The organism is Nonomuraea sp. NPDC049714 (assembly GCF_044465295.1).
In the GTDB taxonomy this organism is placed as follows: Bacteria; Actinomycetota; Actinomycetes; order Streptosporangiales; family Streptosporangiaceae; genus Nonomuraea.
Genome location: NZ_JBITLM010000002.1, coordinates 1,135,368 through 1,155,536 on the forward strand (window position 1 = coordinate 1,135,368; position 20,169 = coordinate 1,155,536).

Annotated in this window: 16 protein-coding genes, 1 tRNA gene and 1 pseudogene; 1 reads left to right on the forward strand and 17 read right to left on the reverse strand. The window is 70.9% G+C overall.

Annotation, left to right across the window (positions count from 1 at the left end; translation table 11 throughout):
- Nucleotides 1-79: 79 nt before the first annotated feature.
- A tRNA-Ala gene (locus tag ACIBQX_RS12555) sits at nt 80-152 on the reverse strand.
- 150 nt (nt 153-302) lie between these two features.
- Nucleotides 303-1,781 carry a von Willebrand factor type A domain-containing protein gene (locus tag ACIBQX_RS12560; protein ID WP_397003584.1) on the reverse strand — a complete coding sequence of 493 codons (1,479 nt, stop codon included), beginning with the start codon at nt 1,779-1,781 and terminating at the stop codon, nt 303-305.
- A gap of 124 nt (nt 1,782-1,905) precedes the next feature.
- Here ACIBQX_RS12560 and ACIBQX_RS12565 point away from each other — a divergent pair, with 124 nt between their 5' ends.
- A complete protein-coding gene (locus tag ACIBQX_RS12565) occupies nt 1,906-3,690 on the forward strand; it encodes an asparagine synthase-related protein (RefSeq protein ID WP_397003585.1) in 1,785 nt (594 codons plus the stop codon).
- Nucleotides 3,691-3,698: 8 nt separating this feature from the next.
- On the opposite strand, the gene ACIBQX_RS12570 is transcribed toward ACIBQX_RS12565, so the two are convergent.
- From ACIBQX_RS12570 to chvE, 15 genes and pseudogenes are all read right to left on the reverse strand, one after another.
- The gene (locus ACIBQX_RS12570) at nt 3,699-4,142 is read right to left on the reverse strand and encodes a 3-oxoacyl-[acyl-carrier-protein] synthase III C-terminal domain-containing protein (protein WP_397003871.1); all 444 of its coding nucleotides are present in this window, start codon (nt 4,140-4,142) and stop codon (nt 3,699-3,701) included.
- A pseudogene (locus ACIBQX_RS12575) lies at nt 4,128-4,727 on the reverse strand (type III polyketide synthase); the annotation flags it as partial. The pseudogene ACIBQX_RS12575 and the gene ACIBQX_RS12570, both read right to left, overlap by 15 nt.
- A 37-nt stretch (nt 4,728-4,764) precedes the next feature.
- On the reverse strand, nt 4,765-7,203 hold the full coding sequence (locus ACIBQX_RS12580; RefSeq protein WP_397003587.1) for a DUF4132 domain-containing protein: 2,439 nt from the start codon (nt 7,201-7,203) through the stop codon (nt 4,765-4,767).
- Between the two features lies 1 nt (nt 7,204).
- Complete coding sequence (locus tag ACIBQX_RS12585) at nt 7,205-7,597, reverse strand: hypothetical protein (RefSeq protein WP_397003589.1); 393 nt, start codon at nt 7,595-7,597, stop codon at nt 7,205-7,207.
- Nucleotides 7,598-7,659: 62 nt separating this feature from the next.
- Nucleotides 7,660-8,052, reverse strand: coding sequence for a DUF3224 domain-containing protein (locus ACIBQX_RS12590; protein ID WP_397003591.1), 393 nt, complete (start codon nt 8,050-8,052; stop codon nt 7,660-7,662).
- 35 nt (nt 8,053-8,087) lie between these two features.
- On the reverse strand, nt 8,088-8,879 hold the full coding sequence (locus ACIBQX_RS12595; protein ID WP_397003593.1) for an LLM class flavin-dependent oxidoreductase: 792 nt from the start codon (nt 8,877-8,879) through the stop codon (nt 8,088-8,090).
- 91 nt (nt 8,880-8,970) lie between these two features.
- Nucleotides 8,971-10,173 (reverse strand): FAD-binding protein, encoded by a 1,203-nt coding sequence (locus tag ACIBQX_RS12600; RefSeq protein WP_397003595.1) that lies wholly within the window; start codon nt 10,171-10,173, stop codon nt 8,971-8,973.
- 48 nt (nt 10,174-10,221) lie between these two features.
- A complete protein-coding gene (locus ACIBQX_RS12605; RefSeq protein WP_397003597.1) occupies nt 10,222-11,166 on the reverse strand; it encodes an NADP-dependent oxidoreductase in 945 nt (314 codons plus the stop codon).
- Between the two features lie 100 nt (nt 11,167-11,266).
- Nucleotides 11,267-12,721 (reverse strand): L-arabinose isomerase, encoded by a 1,455-nt coding sequence (araA, locus tag ACIBQX_RS12610; protein WP_397003599.1) that lies wholly within the window; start codon nt 12,719-12,721, stop codon nt 11,267-11,269.
- Nucleotides 12,718-13,377 (reverse strand): L-ribulose-5-phosphate 4-epimerase, encoded by a 660-nt coding sequence (locus ACIBQX_RS12615; protein ID WP_397003600.1) that lies wholly within the window; start codon nt 13,375-13,377, stop codon nt 12,718-12,720. The genes araA and ACIBQX_RS12615 overlap by 4 nt, the downstream gene beginning before the upstream one ends.
- Nucleotides 13,374-15,017 (reverse strand): ribulokinase, encoded by a 1,644-nt coding sequence (gene araB, locus ACIBQX_RS12620; protein ID WP_397003873.1) that lies wholly within the window; start codon nt 15,015-15,017, stop codon nt 13,374-13,376. The genes ACIBQX_RS12615 and araB overlap by 4 nt, the downstream gene beginning before the upstream one ends.
- 55 nt (nt 15,018-15,072) lie before the next feature.
- A complete protein-coding gene (locus ACIBQX_RS12625; RefSeq protein ID WP_397003875.1) occupies nt 15,073-16,056 on the reverse strand; it encodes a LacI family DNA-binding transcriptional regulator in 984 nt (327 codons plus the stop codon).
- A 75-nt stretch (nt 16,057-16,131) separates the two neighbouring features.
- On the reverse strand, nt 16,132-17,394 hold the full coding sequence (mmsB, locus tag ACIBQX_RS12630) for a multiple monosaccharide ABC transporter permease (protein ID WP_397003602.1): 1,263 nt from the start codon (nt 17,392-17,394) through the stop codon (nt 16,132-16,134).
- A gap of 5 nt (nt 17,395-17,399) precedes the next feature.
- Complete coding sequence (mmsA, locus tag ACIBQX_RS12635) at nt 17,400-18,929, reverse strand: multiple monosaccharide ABC transporter ATP-binding protein (protein WP_397003604.1); 1,530 nt, start codon at nt 18,927-18,929, stop codon at nt 17,400-17,402.
- A 58-nt stretch (nt 18,930-18,987) separates the two neighbouring features.
- Nucleotides 18,988-20,106 carry a multiple monosaccharide ABC transporter substrate-binding protein gene (chvE, locus tag ACIBQX_RS12640; protein WP_397003606.1) on the reverse strand — a complete coding sequence of 373 codons (1,119 nt, stop codon included), beginning with the start codon at nt 20,104-20,106 and terminating at the stop codon, nt 18,988-18,990.
- Nucleotides 20,107-20,169: the final 63 nt, after the last annotated feature.

The following is a 20,169-nucleotide window of genomic DNA, read 5'->3' on the forward strand; positions in this document are numbered from 1 at the left end:
GGCGCCGTATCGGCCGGAAACGACGAAATCCCGTCCGATCGGACGGGATTTGGTCAGTTCAATAACGGCTCTCAAGGGGTGGAGCTATGGGGATTCGAACCCCAGACCTCCTCCATGCCATGGAGGCGCGCTACCAACTGCGCCATAGCCCCGTGCAGTGCTGTGTTCCCCAGTGTATCGGACTTCCCCGGCCCCCAAGTACGCCATTTCCGGCGGCCACCGCCCGCCCGGCGCACCCCTGGGATACGGGCCAGGGGGCGCCGGGGCAGGTGGCGTGCCGTATCAGCCAGCCGGGGAAAGGGTCAGGCCGCCTCGCGGGCCTGGTCGATGAGGGTGACCAGTTCGGTCACCATCGGGTCCTCCGCCTCGCTCGCCAGCCGCCTCCCCTGCTCCCCCAGTGCGTCGAGGTCCATCCCGAACGCCTCCCGATCGCGCATGTACAGCGCGAAGGCCGCCGCCAGCACGTCCACCCGCAGCCGCACGGGCGCGTCCTTCCACAGCTCCTCGGACAGCGCGTCCACGTCGACGGAGTCACTCGTCTCGGCGGCCACCCTGGTGTCGGGGTGCTGCCACCGCACGGTCGCCGTGGCGAGCTGTCCCGTCGCCCCCGGCTTGAGGCGTACGGAGTACAGGGCCGTCACGGAGTGGCCGGGACCGACCTCGCCGCCGTCGCGGGAGTCGTCGCGGAACTCCTCGGTGGCGAGCGCCCGGTTCTCGTAGCCGAGGAGCCGGTGGCTCGCCACGACCGACGGGTTGAACACGACCTGAGCCTTGGCGTCCCGTGCCCGCAGCTCGATGTTGGCCGGGAGCTGCGTGGTGAACGTCTTCTCCGCCTCCTCCGGCGTGGAGACGTACACGGCGGAGCCGTCGCCGTTGTCGGCCAGCTGCTCCATGAGCTCGTCGCCGTACTCCCTGCCGACGCCGACGGTCAGCAGCGTGACCTGCTTGCCCGCGTGTTCCTTCACCCGGTCCAGGATGGTCTGCCAGGCGGTGTTGCCCTGGTTGGCCAGGCCGTCGGAGAGCAGGATGACCTTGTTCGTGGCGGCGGGGCGGAAGGCCTCTGCCGCGTGCTCGTAGCCGAGCAGCATGCCGCTCTCCAGGTTGGTGCCGCCCGCGACGACGAGCCGGTCGACGGCGGCGTGCAGGTCCGCCCTGGCGGTGAGCGGCGTCATCGAGGCCAGCGCCTCGGCGGTGTCGCTGAAGGCCACGATGGACACCTGGTCACCGGGGGCGAGCTGGTCGAGCAGGGTGTGCAGGGCCTGCTTGACCAGGTCGAGCCTGCCTGGCTCGGCCATCGAGCCGGAGACGTCGACCACGAAGGTGAGGTTGGCGGGGCGGCGCGCCTCGGCGGCCGTGGCGCGCGTCTGGAGGCCGACCCGCAGGACGGCCTCGTCGCGGGTGCCCGATCGGGCGCCGTCGACGTGGACGGCGAAGCCGTCGCCGGGCGGCTCTGCATAGTCCTGCCGGAACGAGTTGACGAACTCCTCCGGCCGGATCTGGCCCGGCTCGGGCCAGCGGCCCTCCTCAAGCGTACGGCGGGCGTAGGCGTAGGAGGCGGTGTCCACGTCGAGGGCGAAGGTGGAGATCTGCGCGCGGGTCGTGTCCTGTTCATCATCTGGGGCCTGGCTCGCCGATGGGGTGGTGCGGGGCCGATCGTTGCCGGATGCGCGTTCGGGAGCGCGGTCCGGAGCGGTGGCGTTGCCTCCAGGCCCGCCGCCGCACGCGGCGAGCGCCAACAGCGCCGCAACCCCGACACTCGCCACTATGGGACGAAATTTCATCGCAATGCACCTCCAGGCCGTATGACGGCTCCCCGCCCCCAGGTGGCCGGGCCGGTGACGTAAGCGAGCGCAAACCGCTATCCACGCGTGATCGATTGTGGTGAACCGGTCATATCCGGTAGGCATGGACCTCGTGCGTGTCTATCTGGGACTGGCCGCCAAGGGCCACGACGTTCCCACCCATGTTCTGGACCGGGTCCGATCCGTTGCCGAGACCGCGTTCCCGGTGCCTCCGGACGTGATCCGGGGGCAGGAATGGCATGGCAGGGGGGTGTCGCTGTTCGGGTGGAGCAACGAGCCTGACGACTCCCGGCAGCCGCCGCTGATCGCCGACCACGGCGGCCGCGTCCTCGGGCTCAACGGCCACCTGGCCGATCCGGGCGAGGCCACCCGGCTGCTGGACGATCCCTCCAGCGGCGACGTGGGCGGCTGCTTCTCCGCCTGGGTGGCGCGCGACGGCGAGCTGACCGCCGCCACCGCGATCAACCGGGTCTGCCCCGTCTTCTACACCGAGACGCCGGAGCTGCACATCGTGGGCAGCCGGGCCCTGCTGGTGCACCTGGCCGCCCGGCTGGACGACCGGATCGAGCATGACGTGCTCGCCCTGCAGACGATGATCCGGCAGGGCTTCTTCCTGTCGGACGAGACTCCGTACAAGGACGTGGCGGCACTGCGGCCGAGCTCGCGGCTGGACGTGCGGGACGGGCGCCGGACGATCACCGAGACGCCGCTGCCGGAGGCGGCGCCCGCGCCCGAGTCCGCGCGGCGCAAGCGGGCGGCGATCACGGACCTCGCCGACGCGCTGCTCGCCACCGTCGCGCCGCTGCGCGACGCCGGTGAGCCGGTTAACCTCGCGCTGACCGGCGGGCGCGACACCCGCATCCTGGCCGCACTGCTGCACGCGGCGCGGGTGCCGTTCCGGGTGACGACGAACGGGCTCGACACCCACCCCGACGTGATCCTGGCCCGCCGGATCGCGGCCCTGCTCAAGGTCGAGCACACGGTGATCGCGCCGCCGCAGACCGCCCAGCAGGACGCCGTGCTGGTGGAGCACCCGCTGAGCCGGGCCTGGGAGACGCTGCGTACCTGTGAGGGCATGACGTCGGCGTACGAGTCGATCGTGGGCTACCTGCCCTACACCGGCAAGCCGACCATGTCCGGGCAGAGCGGCGAGACGCTCAGGGCGGGCAGCCTCAACCTCCTGCAGACCGACCTGAGCGACAAGGCGCTGCTGCGGCGCGTCAACAACACGTTCTACAAGGACGAGAAGCTGTTCACCGCCGAGGCGAACGAGCACGCCCGCGAGCTCGCCAAGCCCTGGCAGGCACGGACGAACCGGCTGGAAGCCCTGGATCACATCTACATCTGGTACAAGGTCGGGCGCTGGCAGGCCAGCGCCCGCGCGGGGTCGCTGCGCCGGGGGGACCCGGTCCGGCCGTTCCTGGACAACCGGGTGGTACGGGCCGCGCTCAGTCTGGACCAGGGCTGGCGCCTATCAGAAGAAGTGATTTATACGCTAATTCTGCGATTCGCCCCTGAGCTGCGGGATGTGCCCATCGAGGGGAAGCCGTGGCGGTTCGCCGAAGGGCTGGCGGCCCAGCGCAAGTGGTGGACGCGGACCCAGGTCCCAGCCGAGCACATGCCGACGGCCAAGACCGGCGGCGGCTGGAGCTGGCGCACCAGCCCGGGGCCCGCGCTGACGGACGTCCTGCGTGAGCAGGTGCTCGGCCGGCTCGACGTCCTCACCCCGATCGTGAACCCGGACGAGGTACGCGCCCTGTTCGCCGAGCCGGTGACCAAGAAGCCGGGGCTCGCCTGGCACCTCTACACGGTCAGCACCCTGCTGACCGGGACGTACCCGGGCAAGCAGCCGGAGGGCCTGGAGAAGATCCCGGTGTCCAAGCCGTAGCCGGGCGGTCACCAGTGCAGCAGGAGCAGCTCGGTGGAGAAGCCCGGCCCCAGGGCTAGCAGCAGGGCGGGCTGCTCCGCGCGCCCGCGCGTCTGCTGCAGGACGTGCAGCACCGACACCGACGACAGGTTGCCGTGCTCGCGCAGCGACTGCCAGGTCACCTCCAGCGCCTCGGCGGGCAGCTCCAGGACCTCCGCTATCCGGTTGATCACCTTGGGCCCGCCGGGATGGCAGATCCAGGTGCCCACCTGGGCGGCGGTCAGGCCGTAGTCGGCCAGGAAGGACCTGATGTCGCCGGCCAGCACCCGGTCGACGAACTCGGGCAGCCCGGCGTCGAGCATGATGCGGAAGCCGTGCCCGCCCACGTCCCAGCCCATGAGGTGCTCGGTGTCCGGGTAGAGCTTGCTCCGGGTCGCGACCACCTCACGCCCCTGGCCGTGGCCGGTCGCCACGACGGCCGCCGCGCCGTCGCCGAACAGGCCGCTGGCGATCAGGTTGGCGACCGAGACGTCGTCGCGCTGCACGGTCAGCGAGCACAGCTCCACACAGACGAGCAGCGCCGTGTGGCCGGGCCAGCCGCGCAGGTAGTCGTGCAGGCGGGACAGCCCAGCGGCCCCGGCGGCGCAGCCCAGCCCGAACACCGGGACCCGCTTGACGTCCGTCCGCAGCCCCACGCGCTGTGCCAGGCGGGCGTCGAGCGACGGGGTGGCCAGGCCGGTGGTCGAACAGAACACCAGGAGATCGACCTTCTCCGGCGGCGACCCCGCCTTCTCCAGCGCACCGGCGATCGCCCGCTCCCCCAGGTCGAGCGCGACCTCGACGTACGCCTCGTTGGCCCGGTCGAAGGAGTCGAGCTTGGCGTAGTCGTCGAGCGGCAGCGCGAGATTGCGGCCGGTCACCCCCGTGGCGAGGTGAAAGCGTCGCAACAGCTCCCCGTCGGCCGCGGTGAGCTGGGCGAACGCCTCGGTGATCTCTTCCTGCCCATAGCGGTGCTCCGGCAGGACGGTCTGCACCCCCGATATGTACATATACCGTTTCTGCCGCTGAGACGAGCGGGCTAACCCGCCGGAGCCGTCAGCCGGTGAGCTGGCGGGTGATGGACACGTCGGTGATGGCGGTGTCGGCCGCCAGGAGGAAGGCCTTGGACAGGATGATCGACAGCATCCCGCCGTCCTGCTCGAAGGGCAGGAAGACCCGGCCGGGCCCCTCGCCGCCGGGGACGACGCACAGGTAGGCGTCGTTGGGCTCCATGAGGATGTTGCCCGAGCCCAGATGGATCTTGTAGGTGCGCAGGTCACCGCGCACACGCAGGAAGCGGTCGATCAGCTCGGCCCGGTCGGCGATGGCGAGCCTGGGGAGCAGCCGGGTGAGCGCGTCGCGCCGGATCTCGGCCGTCTCGGTCAGGCCGCCGAAGCTGTAGGAGTGCCAGTAGTCGCCCTCCCCCTGCGGGTCGAGGCCGGTCGAGGTCACCCCGACGGCCAGGTCGGCGTCGCGCAGCGTCTCCGAGAGCACCAGGGGCGGCACCGTGGCGAGCGGAACGGGACGGCCGTCGGCGAGGAAGCGGAGGGCGCCGCTGACGCAGTGGGAGTTGCTGTAGCCGTCGCGCTCGGCCGTGTGCCAGTCCAGGTGGAAGTCCCAGTCGGCGGTCAGGCCGCCGGGGAGTTCCTTGACGGTCTGGCACTGGTTCGATCCGCCCGCCCCGTCCCACCAGCCGAGCGACATGCCGGTCCAGCCACGGCCGGCCAGCAGGGCCTTGGCCTGGCCGTACTTCAGGATGTGGGCGGCGAAGCGCAGCGAGTGGTCGCCGGTCCGCTCTTCGGCAGGCGTGAGCAGGTAGACCTCGCGGTAGGCCTGCTTGAACGGCTGGCGCAGGCCGGTGTCCATGAGGTGGTCACGCCAGACGCGCACCTCGTCCGGGGTGGCGAAGATCGGGTGCCACAGCCTGACGGGGGTCTCCGGTCCGGGACTGACGCGGCGCCCGCGCGGATCGGCCAGCTCCCAGCCTTCGGCGGTCCTGACGGGCAGCCCCGCCTGTCCCTGGACGACCTCCCAGATCAGCGCCCTGGCGTGCGTCCCGGTGACGGGATGGTCGAGATAGAAGGCGCGGACATCGCTCCAGGGCAGCACGCGCCCGGTGGCCAGGGCCCGCTCGACCCGGTGACGCTCGGCGGGCAGCGTCTTCTTCAGCTCCTTGGCGGCGGCCTTGAGCTCGGCCAGCAGCTCGCCGTGCGCCGCCCGCACCGCCTTGGGGACGGCCTTGCGAACCTTGCCCGCGTCGTCGACGTAGCTGATCGTGCCGTCAACGGAGAGCCGCAGGCCATGCTCGGTGCGGGTGCCGTCGGGGCCGAGACCGTGGGCCGGGACCGTGCGCTCCAGCAGCTGCTCGGGTGACAGACCGGTGCGCTCCGCGACCCCGTCCAGGGTCTTGCGGACGAGTGTGAGGATGCTCTTCCTTCGGACCTTGGCCTGGACCCGGGCCAGCTGGGCCACCACCTCCAGGCCGCCGCGTCTGGCCAGCACGCCGATGGCGGCGTTGGTGGTGCGCTCGTTGCGCGCGTTGGGGCCGGATCCGCCGACACCGGTGCCGGTCGCCACCGCCACGTCGCCGAGCAGCCCCGTCACCCAGGGCTCGTCGACCTGCTCGCAGGTCCACACCATGCCGCGGACGAGCACGGCGGTGCGTTCGTGGAAGTAGGTGACGATAGGCCTGCTGGGGTAAGACCGGTCGACGTCCTCCCGATGGCCGGGGATGCGGGCCAGCACATCGCGCACCAGCGTGACCGCCTCCGGCGTGACGAGCGCGGCGGCGGTGGCGAGCCAGGCCTCGTCGGGCCTCGGCTTGGTGGCCGTCGTCCAGTGACGCAGCAGCGCCACCACCTCGGAAGCCCCCAGCCGGTCGGCGAAGTCGTCGCGGAGCAGCGTGGCGAAGCCGTCCAGCTCCGGGACGAGCGCCCGAGCGCGTTCGGCCGGTGTCTCGGCGTGCTCGGCCACCAGGCGCTCCAGCCGTAAGACGATCTTGTCCGTCACCTGCCACCACCGTTGCAGCCCCAGGTCCGCCCTGGCTTGCCGGAACCAGTGCGCGTACGGCTCGCGCTCGGCGATCGGCAGCTCCTCGGCCACGGCGACGGGCAGCGTGAAGAAGTCCTCGTGCCGCTGGCGCTCGCCCGGCGGGGTGACGGTGAGGCGCCACAGCAGCTCGATCTCCTCCGGTGTCCAGCGGAGCCGGCGCCGCGCCACCGCGGCGGGCACCGGGGTCAGCACGAAGGCGTGCTCGTGCGACTGCCAGAGGAGGTGCATCCGCAGCTGCGCCCACAGGCCCATGGCCCGCCACTCGGCCTCGCCGAACCCCCTCGACACCCGCCCGAACGGGGTCGCCGCGAGCGTCGGCTGCCACACGGTGGGCCGGAGGGGGTCGAAGACGGCGTCCAGCCGGTCGAAGACGTCGTGGGCCGCCTCGTCCAGGAAGTCCAGCCAGCCGCGCTGCGACTCCGGCAGCTCGTCGATGATCCGCACGTCAGCCGCCGACCAGCGGGACGAGCTTGATGAAGGACACCACCGGGTCGCCGAGGAGCGCGATCTTCTCGTCGAGGTCGTCGATCTGCCGGTCGCCGATCAGCAGGATGAATCCGTTGCGGGCGAAGGCGGCCTCGGCCGCGTCCGCCTGCTTCTCCCAGTCGAGCGGGCGGGCGGACCTCATCCGGTAGCCGTTGAGGTCGGCCTCCGCGTCGGTGGGCTTGACCAGGCCGCGGAAGTGGGGTGACGGGGCCGCGTTGTGCCGCGCCACCTCCTCGCGGACGCGCAGCCGGACGAGCTCGCGGGCCGTGATGCTGTCGGGCAGGTCGGGGAGCGTGAACTCCCCGAGGGTCCTGCCGGTCGCGGTCTCGTCGCGGAAGATGACCAACGTCATTGCGTTCCCTTGATCGCCGGGGTCGATGGCGTCATTAGAGCAGCCACCGGCGACAGAATCGCTCAGACGGTGTAGTCGAAGGTGTAGGAGTGGGAGCCGTCCGGGGCGATGGCGATGTCCATCTCGCCGCACAGGCCGCGCAGCTCGCCGGTGCCGGAGTCGGGGACGACGGTGACGCGCAGCGACCGCCCGGCCGGGTCGCTCACCGCGCTGTGCTGGACGACGAAGCTGCCGGACCGGCCGTGCAGGGCGCCCTCGACGCGCTCCACCGCGACGTACGCCCTGGACTCCTCGACCGGGGTGGACACGACCGTGAGGTGCACGACGCTGGTCGCGGTCAGGTCGCCGTGGAAGGTCTTGCTCATGGTGACGTGTCCGAGCGTGATGCCGTCGCGGTCGTCGAAGGGCGGCTGGGCGTTCCAGTCGGCGGTGTCGAAAGGGCCTGTTGCGATCATGTGTCCATGGTGGCGGGCGTACCTGTCAGTTCCCGTCAGGTACCGGCGAGCCGTTCGACCACCGGCGCGAACTGCTCCAGAAACTGCCCGTTGACCGACACGTACGACACGCCGAGCTTGTCCCTGCGCCTGTTCAGCCTGTCCACCATCTGCTCGACCGTGCCGGACAGCATGCCGACGGCCGTGCCGTCGAGGGCGCCGAAGCGGCTCACCATCCAGGCGGGCTGCTCGTCCCCCACCACGGCCAGGTTGATGTTGAGCTCCAGCTCGTCGAAGCGGTCCCCGGCGAGCTCGTACAGCTCGTCGAGCTTGGCCGTGAGGTGCTCCTCGGTGCTGTGCGGCGGCAGGCCGAGCGCCACGGTGCGAGCCCTGGCCGCCGCCAGCCGGAGCATCTTCGGCCCCGTGGCGGCGATCAGGATCGGCACGTCCTCGACGGCGTCCAGGGTCCGCTCCAGCCGGTCGATCCGCCGGCTCGGGGTGCCGTAGCCGACGCCGAGCCGGACGGCGTCGGCCTCGGCGTCCGGCCGTCCGGCGCCGAGGCCCAGCTCGAACCGGCCGCCGCTGAGCGTGCGCAGCGTGGCCGCCTCCCAGGCGACGGCCGCGGGCGTGCGGAGTGGGGCGCACAGCACGTACGTGCCGACGCGCAGGGTCGTGGTCGCCGTCGCGGCGGCCGCCGCGGCCGCGAACGGCGACAGGGTGCCCAGCGTGTCGGGCACGAGCAGGGTGTCGTAGCCGAGGCTCTCTGCCCGGCGCGCCAGGCCGGCCCACGCGCCGGCGTCGGGGGCGTGTCCGGCGACGACGCCGAACCGGAAGGGATGGTCGATCATGCCTCAACGATCACCCATCGGCCCGCCCCGGCACATCGTCCGCCAGGCTGGTGACCCGCTACGCCGCCGGACGCACGTCCCCGGCCGGGCCCTACTCCTCCAGCAGTAGGCGGGTGAAGTCGCCGGCGAACCTGCCCTCCGGGTCGTGCCGCCGCACCAGCTCGCGAAACCGCTCCGGGCAGGCCGGCCGGCGGGTGAACACCTTGCCCCAGTGCGGCCGGGGGTCGAACGGCGCCAGCACGTCCTCCACCAGCTTGACCACCGGTATCACGGCCTCGGTGTCCTTGACCCAGGTGAAGTGGACGGCCACGCTGTCGCGGCCGTAGGACGGGCTCAGCCAGAGATCGTCGGCGGCGACCGTGCGTACCTCCGTGATCTGCAGCACCGGCCGGATCCGGTCCCGCACGGCCCGCAGCTCGCGCAGCGCGTCGGCCGCGTGCGCCCGGTCCATCAGGAACTCCGTCTGCAGCTCGTCGCCCGCGCTGCTGGGCGGCGAGTCCGCGCGGAAGTGCGGCAGCCGCTCGTGCCACGGCCCCGGCACGCCGAGCTGCTCGGTGCAGCTGTCCGGCGGCATCCCCGGGACCGGGTGCCGGGGCCCGTCCGCGGCCCGGGTGCCGTGCCAGTCACCGTCTGGCAACTCCGTGCCGCGCTTGATCCAGGCGCTGGTGTCGCACCAGTCGGTGAACAGGCTGACGCTGTAGCCGTCGCCCATCAGCTCGTCGAACGGCGCGTCGTCGGGCACGCCCTCGCGCACGTACTGCCGCAGTTCGAAGGTGGGCACCAGGTCGAGCGTCAGCGTGGTGACGATCCCGAGCGCGCCGAGCGCCACCACCGCGCCGGGGAAGTCGGCGTCGCCGCGTTCGAGGGTGAGCAGGGAGCCGTCGGCGGTGACCAGCTCCAGCGCCGACACCGCGGCCGCCAGGCTCTGGTTGCGCTGCCCCGACCCGTGCGTGCCGGTCGCCACCGAGCCGGCCACCGAGATGTGCGGCAGCGAGGCCAGGTTGCCCAGGGCTAACCCGCTCGCATGCAGCTCGGCGGCGAGTTCGGCGTACGTGGTGCTCGCGCCGACCCGCACGCGCGCCGCCGCGCTGTCGATCTCCATCCGGTACGGCATGCGGTCCAGGCGGACCAGCTCGCCGGGGGAATCGGCGATGTCGTTGAAGGAGTGCCCGCTGCCCAGGGCCCGCACCCTCGGGGTGGCGGCGACCAGGCGCTGGAGCTCGTCGAGGGATGTGGGGTGGTGGAGCCGTGTTGCCCGGAATGCGGTGTTTCCCGCCCAGTTCGTCAGCGTCACCGCCCAACCTTGCCATACCGCCGGGAACGCGGATCAGGACGGTCGGCCTCAGATCTCGATGACGACCTTGCCGCGCGCGTGACCGTACTGGATGTCGGGCAGCCTGACGGGCAGTTGGTCGAAGGGCACCTGGGCCTGGATCTGCACGCGCAGGTCGCCGCGGTCGACCTGCGCGGCGAGGTCGGCCAGCAGCGGGCCACTGGGGCGGTGCACGAGATTGACGGCGCGGATCTCCCGTTCGGTGAGCTCGTCGGGGTCCAGGGCGCCGACGGTGCTGACGATGATGCCGCCGGGGCGCAGCACCCGGATCACGTCACCGATCGCCTCGGGCGGGTCCACCAGGTCCAGGACCGCGTCGACGCCGTCGGGGCAGAGCGCGAGCACCTGGTCGGCGACGGGAGCGGCGGTGTGGTCGACGGTGTCGGACGCCCCCAGGTCGCGGGTGAGCGCCTCGGCGTCGGGCGCGGCGGTGGCGATGACCCGGGCCCCGCGCCGGGCGGCGAACTGGACGGCGCTCTGGCCCACGCCGCCCGTGGCGCCGATGATCAGCACGGTCTGGCCGCTGTCCGGCCGGACGGTCTCGACCACCTCATGAGCCGCGCCCGTGGCCGTCGGCACGGCCGCCGCCTGCTCGAAGCGCACACCCTGCGGCTTGTGGGCGATCGCGCCGTCCTCGGCGGCCACGCCGTACTCGGCGAAGGAGCCCAGGCCACGCGGGTAGTCCGCGAAGCGGCCGAAGACCTCGTCGCCCGGACTGAAGGCGGAGACCTCGGCCCCTGTCGCCTCCACCACGCCCGCCCCGTCCGTGCCGAGGATCAGCGGGAACGTGAACGGCACCATGCCCTTCATGGCCCCGTTCGCGACCTTCACGTCGACGGGGTTGTAACCGGCGGCGCGCATCCGGACGAACACCTCACGCGGGCCCGGCTCGGGCGCGGGCAGTTGCATGATCTCCGGATCGGCTCCGAATCCGGTAATGGCGATGGCGCGCACGAGGACCCCCGTCGACGACTCCTGGACGAGGTAGACGTCCCCCTGGCCACCACCGCCAATCCGGTCATGGCGCTTCTTGGCAGGACTTTTCAGGCGCCTGTCAGAAGCCCTGGGCGAGCCGGTAGTAGGCCTGGTTCCAGCGCAGCTCCTTGGTGAGCCGGCGGGTGGTGGTCTCGGCGTCGATGACCACCAGCTCCACCCCGAGCATGTCGGCCAGGTCGGACAGCTCCTCCGTGCCGACGGCCGTGGACAGCACCGTGTGGTGCGGTGCTCCGGCGGTCAGCCACGACTCGGCCGAGGTCCGCAGGTCGGGGCGGGGACGCCAGACGGCGCGGGCCACCGGCAGGCTGGGCAGCGGCTCGGGCGGAGACACCACGTCGATCTCGTTGGCGACCAGCCGGAACCGGTCGCCCAGGTCGGCGAGGCCGACCACGATGCCGGGACCGGGCTCGGCGTCGAACACCAGCCGCACCGGGTCCTCCCGGCCGCCGATGCCCAGCGGGTGGATCTCGCACGACGGGGTGCCGGCAGCGATGCTCGGGCACACCTCCAGCATGTGCGCGCCGAGGATGAGCTCCTCGCCGGGCGTCAGGTGGTAGGTGTAGTCCTCCATGAACGAGGTGCCGCCGGGGGTCATGGCCTTCAGCGTGCGCAGCAGCACCGAGGTCTTCCAGTCGCCCTCCCCGCCGAACCCGTAGCCGTCGGCCATCAGCCGCTGCACGGCCAGACCGGGGAGCTGCCGCAGACCGCCGAGGTCCTCGAAGTTGGTGGTGAACGCCTTGAAGCCGCCGCCTTCGAGGAAGTGGCGCAGGCCCAGCTCGATCCGGGCGGCGTACCGCAGCGACTCACTCCGCTCGCCGAGCAGCTCGGGCGCCACCCGGTACAGCTCCTCGTACTCCTTGACCAGCGCGGTGACGTCGGCGTCGGAGGCGGCGTCCACGGCCTCGACCAGGTCGTTCACCCCGTAGGTGTTGACCGAGACGCCGAAGCGGAGCTGCGCCTCCACCTTGTCGCCCTCGGTGACGGCCACGTCCCGCATGTTGTCGCCGAAGCGGGCCAGCTTCAGTGTGCGCACCTCGGCCACGCCGGAGGCGGCGCGGGTCCAGGCGAGGATCCGCTCGGCCACGGCCGGGTCGCTGACGTGCCCGGCGACCGTCTTGCGCGGCACGCCCAGCCTCGTCTGGATGTGGCCGAACTCGCGGTCGCCGTGCGCGGCCTGGTTGAGGTTCATGAAGTCCATGTCGATGGAGCTCCACGGCAGCGCCACGTTGGCCTGGGTGTGCAGGTGCAGCAGCGGCTTGCGCAGCGCGTCGAGGCCGGCGATCCACATCTTGGCCGGGGAGAAGGTGTGCATCCAGGCGATCACGCCCGCGCAGGAGTCGTCGGCGTTGGCCTCCAGCATGATCCGCCTGATCGCGGCCGCGTCGGTGAGCACGGGCTTCCACGTCACGGGCACGGGCAGCGCCTCGGCGATCCGCTGCGACTGCTCGGCGACCTGGCGCAGCGTGTCCTCGCCGTACAGCCCCTGGCTGCCGGTCAGAAACCAGATGTTCAACGCGGGCTCCTCTGTCCGTAGACGTTCTGATAGCGGTCGTACAGGCGGTCGACGTCGGCCTGCGGGATCGGCAGCGGCTCGCCGAGTTGCCTGGCGATGTGCACGGTACGGGCGACGTCCTCGCACATCACCGCCGCCTTGACCGCCGCCTTGGGGTCCTTGCCGATGGTGAAGACGCCGTGGTTGCGCATGAGGACGGCGGGCGAGCGGTGGCCCTTGAGCGTCTCGACGATGCCCTGGCCGATGGAGTCGTCGCCGATCAGCGCGAACGGCCCGACCGGGATCTCACCGCCGAACTCGTCGGCCATGGCGGTCAGCACGCACGGGATCGCCTCGTCGCGCGCGGCCCAGGCCGAGGCGTAGGTGGAGTGGGTGTGCACGACGCCGCCCACCTCGGGCAGGTGGCGGTAGACGTAGGCGTGCGCGGCGGTGTCGCTGGACGGCGCGTGCTCGCCCTCCACCAGATTGCCGTCCAGGTCGCACAGCACCATGGTCTCCGGCGTCAGCTCGTCGTAGGAGACGCCGGACGGCTTGATGACGAACAGGTCCTCGCCGGGGACTCGGCCGGAGACGTTCCCGGCGGTCCAGGCGACCAGGTTGTAGCGGACCAGCTCGGCGTGCAGGTCACTGACGATCTTTCTCATCTGCTGGGTCATGCCTCGTTCCTGATCGCGCGCAGCCGGTGCAGCAGCCGTCCGTCTCCGAAGTGGTCGTGCAGGGCCCGGTACTCGGCGTACAGCCGGTCGTAGGCGTCGGCCCTGGCCGGGTCGGGCACGTACGCGGCCTCGGTGCGCCGGCCCATGACGGCGGCGGCCTGCTCGATGTCGGCGTAGGCGCCCGCCGCGACGGCGGCGTGGATCGCCGAGCCGAGCGCGGGGCCCTGCTCGGAGCCGATGACCGACAGGGGGCGGCGCAGCACGTCGGCGTAGACCTGCATGAGGAAGGGGTTCTTCAGCAGGCCGCCCGCGACGACGAACTCCTCGACGGGGACGCCGGACTTCTCGAACGTCTCGACGATCATGCGGGCGCCGTACGCGGTGGACTCGACCAGCGCCCGGTAGACGTCCTCGGGCTTGGTGGCGAGCGTCTGGCCGACGATGACGCCGGACAGGTTGTGGTCCACCAGGACCGACCGGTTGCCGCCGAACCAGTCCAGCGCGATCAGGCCGTGCCGGCCCACGGGCTGCTCGGCGGCCAGGGAGGTGAGATAGGCGTGCATGCCCATCTCCCCGGCCTGCTCGTGGTAGGAGGCGGGCACGAAGGTGTCCACGAACCAGGCGAAGATGTCGCCCACGGCGGACTGGCCGGCCTCGTAGCCCCACAGGCCGGGCACGATGCCGTCGCGGACCACGCCGCACATGCCGGGCACCTCGGCGAGCTGGTCGCTGGGCATGATGTGGCAGGTCGAGGTGCCCATGATGGCGACCATCTGGCCGGGCCGCACGGCGTCGGCGGCGGCGGCGGTGACGTGCGCGTCGACGTTGCCGACGGCCACGGTGATGCCCTCGGGCAGTCCTGTCCATGCGGCGGCGGTGGCCGACAGCGTGCCCGCGGACCCGCCGAGCGGCGCCAGCCGCACGCCGCCGAACGTGTCGCCGACCTGACCGGTGGCGAGCTTGCCCGGGAAGTCGACGAAGTCGGGGTTGAGCTCGGCCAGGTAGTCCCGGGGCGGGTAGCTTCCGTCCTGGAAGATCCCCTTGTAGCCGGCGGTGCAGATGTTGCGGCTCTCGACGCCGCAGAGCTGCCAGACGATCCAGTCGGCGGCCTCGATCCAGCGCTCGGCCCTGGCGTAGACCTCGGGGTCCTCCTCCAGGACCTGCAGGGCCTTGGCGAACTCCCACTCCGAGGAGATCTTGCCGCCGTAGCGCGGCAGCCAGGCCTCGCCGCGGCGGGCGGCCACCTGGTTGATCCGGTCGGCGTGCGGCTGCGCGGCGTGGTGCTTCCACAGCTTGGGCCACGCGTGCGGGCGCGACGGCGTCTCGAAGCACAGGGGCGTGCCGTCGGCGGTGGCCGGCAGCACGGTACAGGCGGTGAAGTCCGTGCCGATGCCGATCACCTGCTCGGGCGAGACGCCCGAGGCGGCGACGGCCTGCGGCACGGCCACGCGCAGCACGTCGATCCAGTCCTGCGGCGACTGCAGCGCCCAGTCGGGGCCCAGCCGCACGTCAGAGTCGGGGAGCGTGCGCTCGATCACGCCGTGCGCGTACTCGTGCACGGCGCTGCCCAGCTCGGCGCCGTCGGCGACGCGGACCACCACGGCACGGCCGGACAACGTGCCGAAGTCCACGCCGACCACGAATTTGTTAACGTTCACACTTGACTCCTGGGGGTTGTGCGGGCGGGGCGTGCCTCTATCGTGCGGGAGCCGTGCTGGATCTGACGATGAAGCCGGGCGGCACGACCAGCCGCTCGTAGGCGACCGGCCCCGAGTCGATCTGCCGGAGCAGCGCCTCGATGCAGTGTCTGCCCACCGCGTCGAAGTCCTGCCGGACCGTGGTGAGCGGGGGCGAGAAGAACTCCGACTCGGGGATGTCGTCGAAGCCCACGACGCTGATCCGGTCGGGGACCTTCACTCCTTCCTCCGACAACGCCCGCAGCACGCCGAGCGCCATCTGGTCGTTGGCCGCGAAGACGGCCGTGACCCCGTCCATCGCGGCCAGGCGCCGGCCGGCCTCGTAGCCCGTGCGCGGGCTCCAGTCGCCGGGCAGCGGGGGCGGCACCGGGCGGCCCGCCGCCTCCAGCGTCGAGCGCCAGCCGGCGAGCCTGCCCTCGGTCTCCAGCCAGTCGGACGGGCCGCTGACGTGCCAGACCGTCTCGTGGCCGAGCTCCAGCAGGTGCCGGGTGGCGAGCCTGGCGCCCTCGAACTGGTCGATGCAGACCACCGACACGTCGGCCCTGTGGGTGCCTTCGACGGCCACCGCCGGCGTGCCGGAGGGCAGGCTCTCCAGTGCGCGGCCGGCCGAGCGCTGCGGCGCGACCACCACGACCCCGTCGACGCCCTGCTCGGTGAGGTAGTCGATGGCCTCGCGCACGCTGGTGGCGTCGATGGACTTCAGGCTGACGATGCTGACGAAGTAGCCGGCCGTCCTGGCCGCCTGCTCGATGCCGTAGATCGTGCTGGCCGGGCCGTACAGCGTGGTGTCGAAGCTCACCACCCCGAGCATCCGCGAGCGCTTGGTGACCAGGGCGCGCGCGACCAGGTTGCGGCGGTAGCCGAGCCGGAGGATCGCCTCCTCCACCCGCGCCCGGGTGTCGGCCCGGACGTTGGGGTGGTCGTTGAGCACGCGGGAGACCGTCTGATGTGACACGCCGGCCTCCTTGGCCACGTCGGCCATGACCGGCAGGCGGCGTTTGGGGGTGGTCGTCACGGTCTCTCCTCTCCTCGGCACCGAGATCGTATTGCGTGGCGGTCAGCCCGCCGCGCCCGCCCTGCGCTTGGTCCACACGTCGAAGGCGACCGCTGCCAGCAGCACCGCGCCCTTGACGAGCATGACCCGCTCGCTCGGCGAACCGATCAGGGACATGCCGTTGTTGATCACCGCCATGATCAGCCCGCCGGTGAGCGCGCCGACGACCTTGCCGACACCACCCTGTACGGCGGCGCCACCGATGAAGGCGGCGGCGATGGCGTCCAGCTCGAAGGCGTTGCCCGCCGTCGGGCCCGCCTGGTTGAGCCGACCGGCGAAGATGATGCCGGCGATGGCCGACAGGACGCCCATGTTGACGAAGATCCAGAAGACGACCTTCTTCACCTTGACGCCGGACATGACGGCCGCCTGCAGGTTGCCGCCGATGGCGTAGATCTGGCGGCCGAAGACCGTGCGGTTGGCCATCAGGGAGTAGGCCAGCACCAGGATCGCCAGCAGCACCAGCACCCAGGGCAGGTTGTTGAAGCGGGCCAGCTGCACCACCAGGAAGAGGATCAGCCCGGCGCCGGCGGCCATCTTCAGCACGAACACCGCCATCGGCTCCACGACCTGGCCGTAGCCGATCCGGCCGGCGCGGCTGCGCCACTGCGAGGTGACCATGCCGGCGACGGCGGCCACGCCGATCAGCAGGCTGAACAGGTCGGCGCCACCCAGCGGGCCGAGGCCGATGTTGCCGAGGTAGCCGCTGGTGAAGCCGTTGGCCAGGGTGCGGACCTGGTCGGGGAACGGGCCGATGCCCTGGTTGCCCAGCACGGTCATGGTGAGCGCGCGGAACAACAGCATGCCGGCCAGCGTCACGATGAACGCCGGGATGCCGAAGTAGGCGATCCAGTAGCCCTGCCAGGCGCCGATGAGGCCGCCGGCGATGACCGTGATCACCAGGGCGAGCGGCCACGGCAGGCCCATGTTCACCATGAGCACCGCGGCCAGCGCCCCGGTGACCGCCACCACCGAGCCCACCGACAGGTCGATGTGCCCGGCGATGATGACCAGGATCATGCCGATCGCCAGGATCAGCACGTAGGAGTTCTGGACGATGATGTTGGAGATGTTCTGCGGCTGGAGTAGGGCCCCGTCCGTCAGCACCCAGAACAGCGCGACGATCAAGGCGAAGGCGATGTAGATGCCGCTCGCGCGCAGGTTGAGCGAGAGTCCGCCCAGTGACACCTGGCCGGGCCGCCGGGGCCCGTCCGATCCGCCGCCCTTCGCGCCGACCTTCACCTCGGCGGGCGTGATGCTGCTCATTGGAGCTACTCCTGTCCCTTGGTCATGAGATGCATGAGGCGTTCCTGCGTGGCGTCCGCGCGCGGCAGTTCGCCGGTGATCCGGCCTTCGCAGAGCGCGTAGACGCGGTCGCACAGGCCGAGCAGCTCAGGCAGCTCCGAGGAGATCACCAGCACCGCCTTGCCCTCGTCCGCCAGGCGATTGATGATCGTGTAGATCTCGTACTTGGCGCCGACGTCGATGCCTCTGGTGGGCTCGTCGAGGATGAGCACGTCGGGCTCGGTGAGGATCCACTTGGAGAGCACGACCTTCTGCTGGTTGCCGCCGCTGAGCTTGCCGACGACGCTCGACACGCTGGGTGCCTTGATGTTCATGCTCTTGTGGAAGCCCTCGGCGACCCGGTACTCCTCGTGCTCGTTCACCCAGCCGTGCCGGGACAGGCCGCTCAGCCCAGCGGCGGAGACGTTGCGCTTGATGTCCTCGATGAGGTTGAGGCCGTATCTCTTGCGGTCCTCGGTGGCGTAGGCGAGGCCGTGCTTGATCGCGTCCTGCACGGTGCGGATCTCGATCGGCCGGCCGTTCTTGAAGATCTTGCCGGAGATGTGCACGCCGTAGGCCCGGCCGAACACGCTCATGGCCAGCTCGGTACGGCCTGCGCCCATGAGCCCGGCGAGCCCGACGATCTCACCCCGGCGCACGTTGAGCGAGGCGCCGTCGACGACCTTCCTGCCGGGCTGGCTCGGGCTGTAGACCGTCCAGTCCTCGATGCGCAGCGCCTCCTCGCCGATCGTCGGCTGGTGCGGAGGGAAGCGGCTGTCGAGGGCGCGGCCGACCATCCCGGAGATGATCCGGTCCTCGGTCACGGCGTCGCCAGCCATGTCGAGCGTCTCGATCGTCCGGCCGTCGCGGATGATCGTGACGGAGTCGGCGATGGCGGTGACCTCGTTGAGCTTGTGGGAGATGATCACGCAGGTGATGCCCCCGTCCCGCAGCCCGCGCAGCAGGTCGAGCAGGTGCGCGGAGTCGTCGTCGTTGAGCGCCGCGGTCGGCTCGTCGAGGATGAGGAGCTTGACCTCCTTCGACAGCGCCTTGGCGATCTCGACGAGCTGCTGCTTGCCGACGCCGACGTCGGCGACGACGGTCGTCGGGTTCTCCCGCAGGCCGACCCGCTCCATGAGCTGGGCGGCCTCGTAGTTGGTACGGTTCCAGTCGATGATGCCGCGCCTGGCCCGTTCGTTGCCGAGGAAGATGTTCTCGGCGATCGACAGCTGCGGGCTGAGCGCGAGCTCCTGGTGGATGATGACGATGCCGGCGTGCTCGCTGTCGCGGATGCTGCCGAACCGGCTCCGCTCGCCCTCGAAGGTGATCTCGCCGTCGTAGGTCCCGTGCGGATAGACGCCGGACAGCACCTTCATCAGCGTCGACTTGCCGGCGCCGTTCTCGCCGCAGATGGCGTGGATCTCGCCCCGCCGCACGGACAGGGTGACGTCCTGCAGCGCCTTCACGCCGGGGAACGTCTTGGTGATCCCGCTCATCCGCAAGATGTGATCGGTCATGTCTCAAGCCCCTCGGTCAGGGGCTCCGGGGGCGGCGGACCGCCCCCGGAGCGCGCCCTTACTTGAGCTGGTCCTCGGTGTAGTAGTTGGCGCCGATGATGACGTCCTTGTAGTTGCTCTTGTCGACGATGACCGGGTCGAGCAGGAACGAGGGGACGACCTTGTTGCCGTTGTCGTAGTCCTTGGTGTTGTTCACCTCGGGCTTGCCGCCCTTGAGCACCGCGTCGGCCATCTTCACGGTGGTCTCCGCGAGCGTGCGGGTGTCCTTGAAAATGGTGGAGTACTGCTCGTCGGCGACGATCGACTTGACCGAGGCGAGCTCGGCGTCCTGGCCGGTCACGATCGGGTACGGCTGGGAGCTGGTGCCGTAGCCGCTGCTCTTGAGCGCCGACAGGATGCCGATGGACAGGCCGTCGTACGGCGACAGGACACCGTCGACCTTGGTGTCGCCGGTGTAGGTCTTGGTGATGATGTCCTCCATCCGCTTCTGCGCGGTGGCCGGGTCCCAGCGGAGGATGGCGGCGGTCTTGAAGTCGGTCTGGCCGCTCTTGACCACCAGGGTGCCGTCGTCGATCTTCGGCTGGAGGATCGACATGGCGCCGTTCCAGAAGAACGTGGCGTTGTTGTCGTCAGGCGAGCCGCCGAACAGCTCGACGTTGAACGGCCCCTTCTCGCCCTTGTCGACGCCGAGGCCGGCCAGGAGCGAGGTCGCCTGCTGCACGCCGACCTTGAAGTTGTCGAAGGTGGCGTAGTAGTCGACGTTCGGGCTGTTGCGGATCAGGCGGTCGTAGGCGATGACCGGGATCTTGTTGTCCGCCGCCTGCTGCAGCTGAGAGGTGATCGCGGTGCCGTCGATCGAGGCGATGATCAGGAGCTTGGCGCCCTTGGTGATCTGGTTCTCGATCTGGTTCGCCTGCGTGGGGATGTCGTTCTCGGCGTACTGCAGGTCGACCTTGTAGCCGAGCTTCTCCAGCTGCGACTTGACGTTGTCGCCGTCGTGGATCCACCGCTCGGACGACTTGGTCGGCATCGTGACGCCGATCAGCGCGCCGGCGTTGCCGCCCTCGGCCCCCGCCGAGGGCTGAACGTCTACCGTCTTCTGGCTGGAGCCGCAGGCCGTCATGGTCGCGGCGAGCGCGATGGCGGACACCAGTCCGCCGATCCGGGCCAACCTCATCGGGTTTCTCCTCGCACATGGGGTCACGGCAGCACCGGTCGCCCTGGCTGCCGTCGATACAGG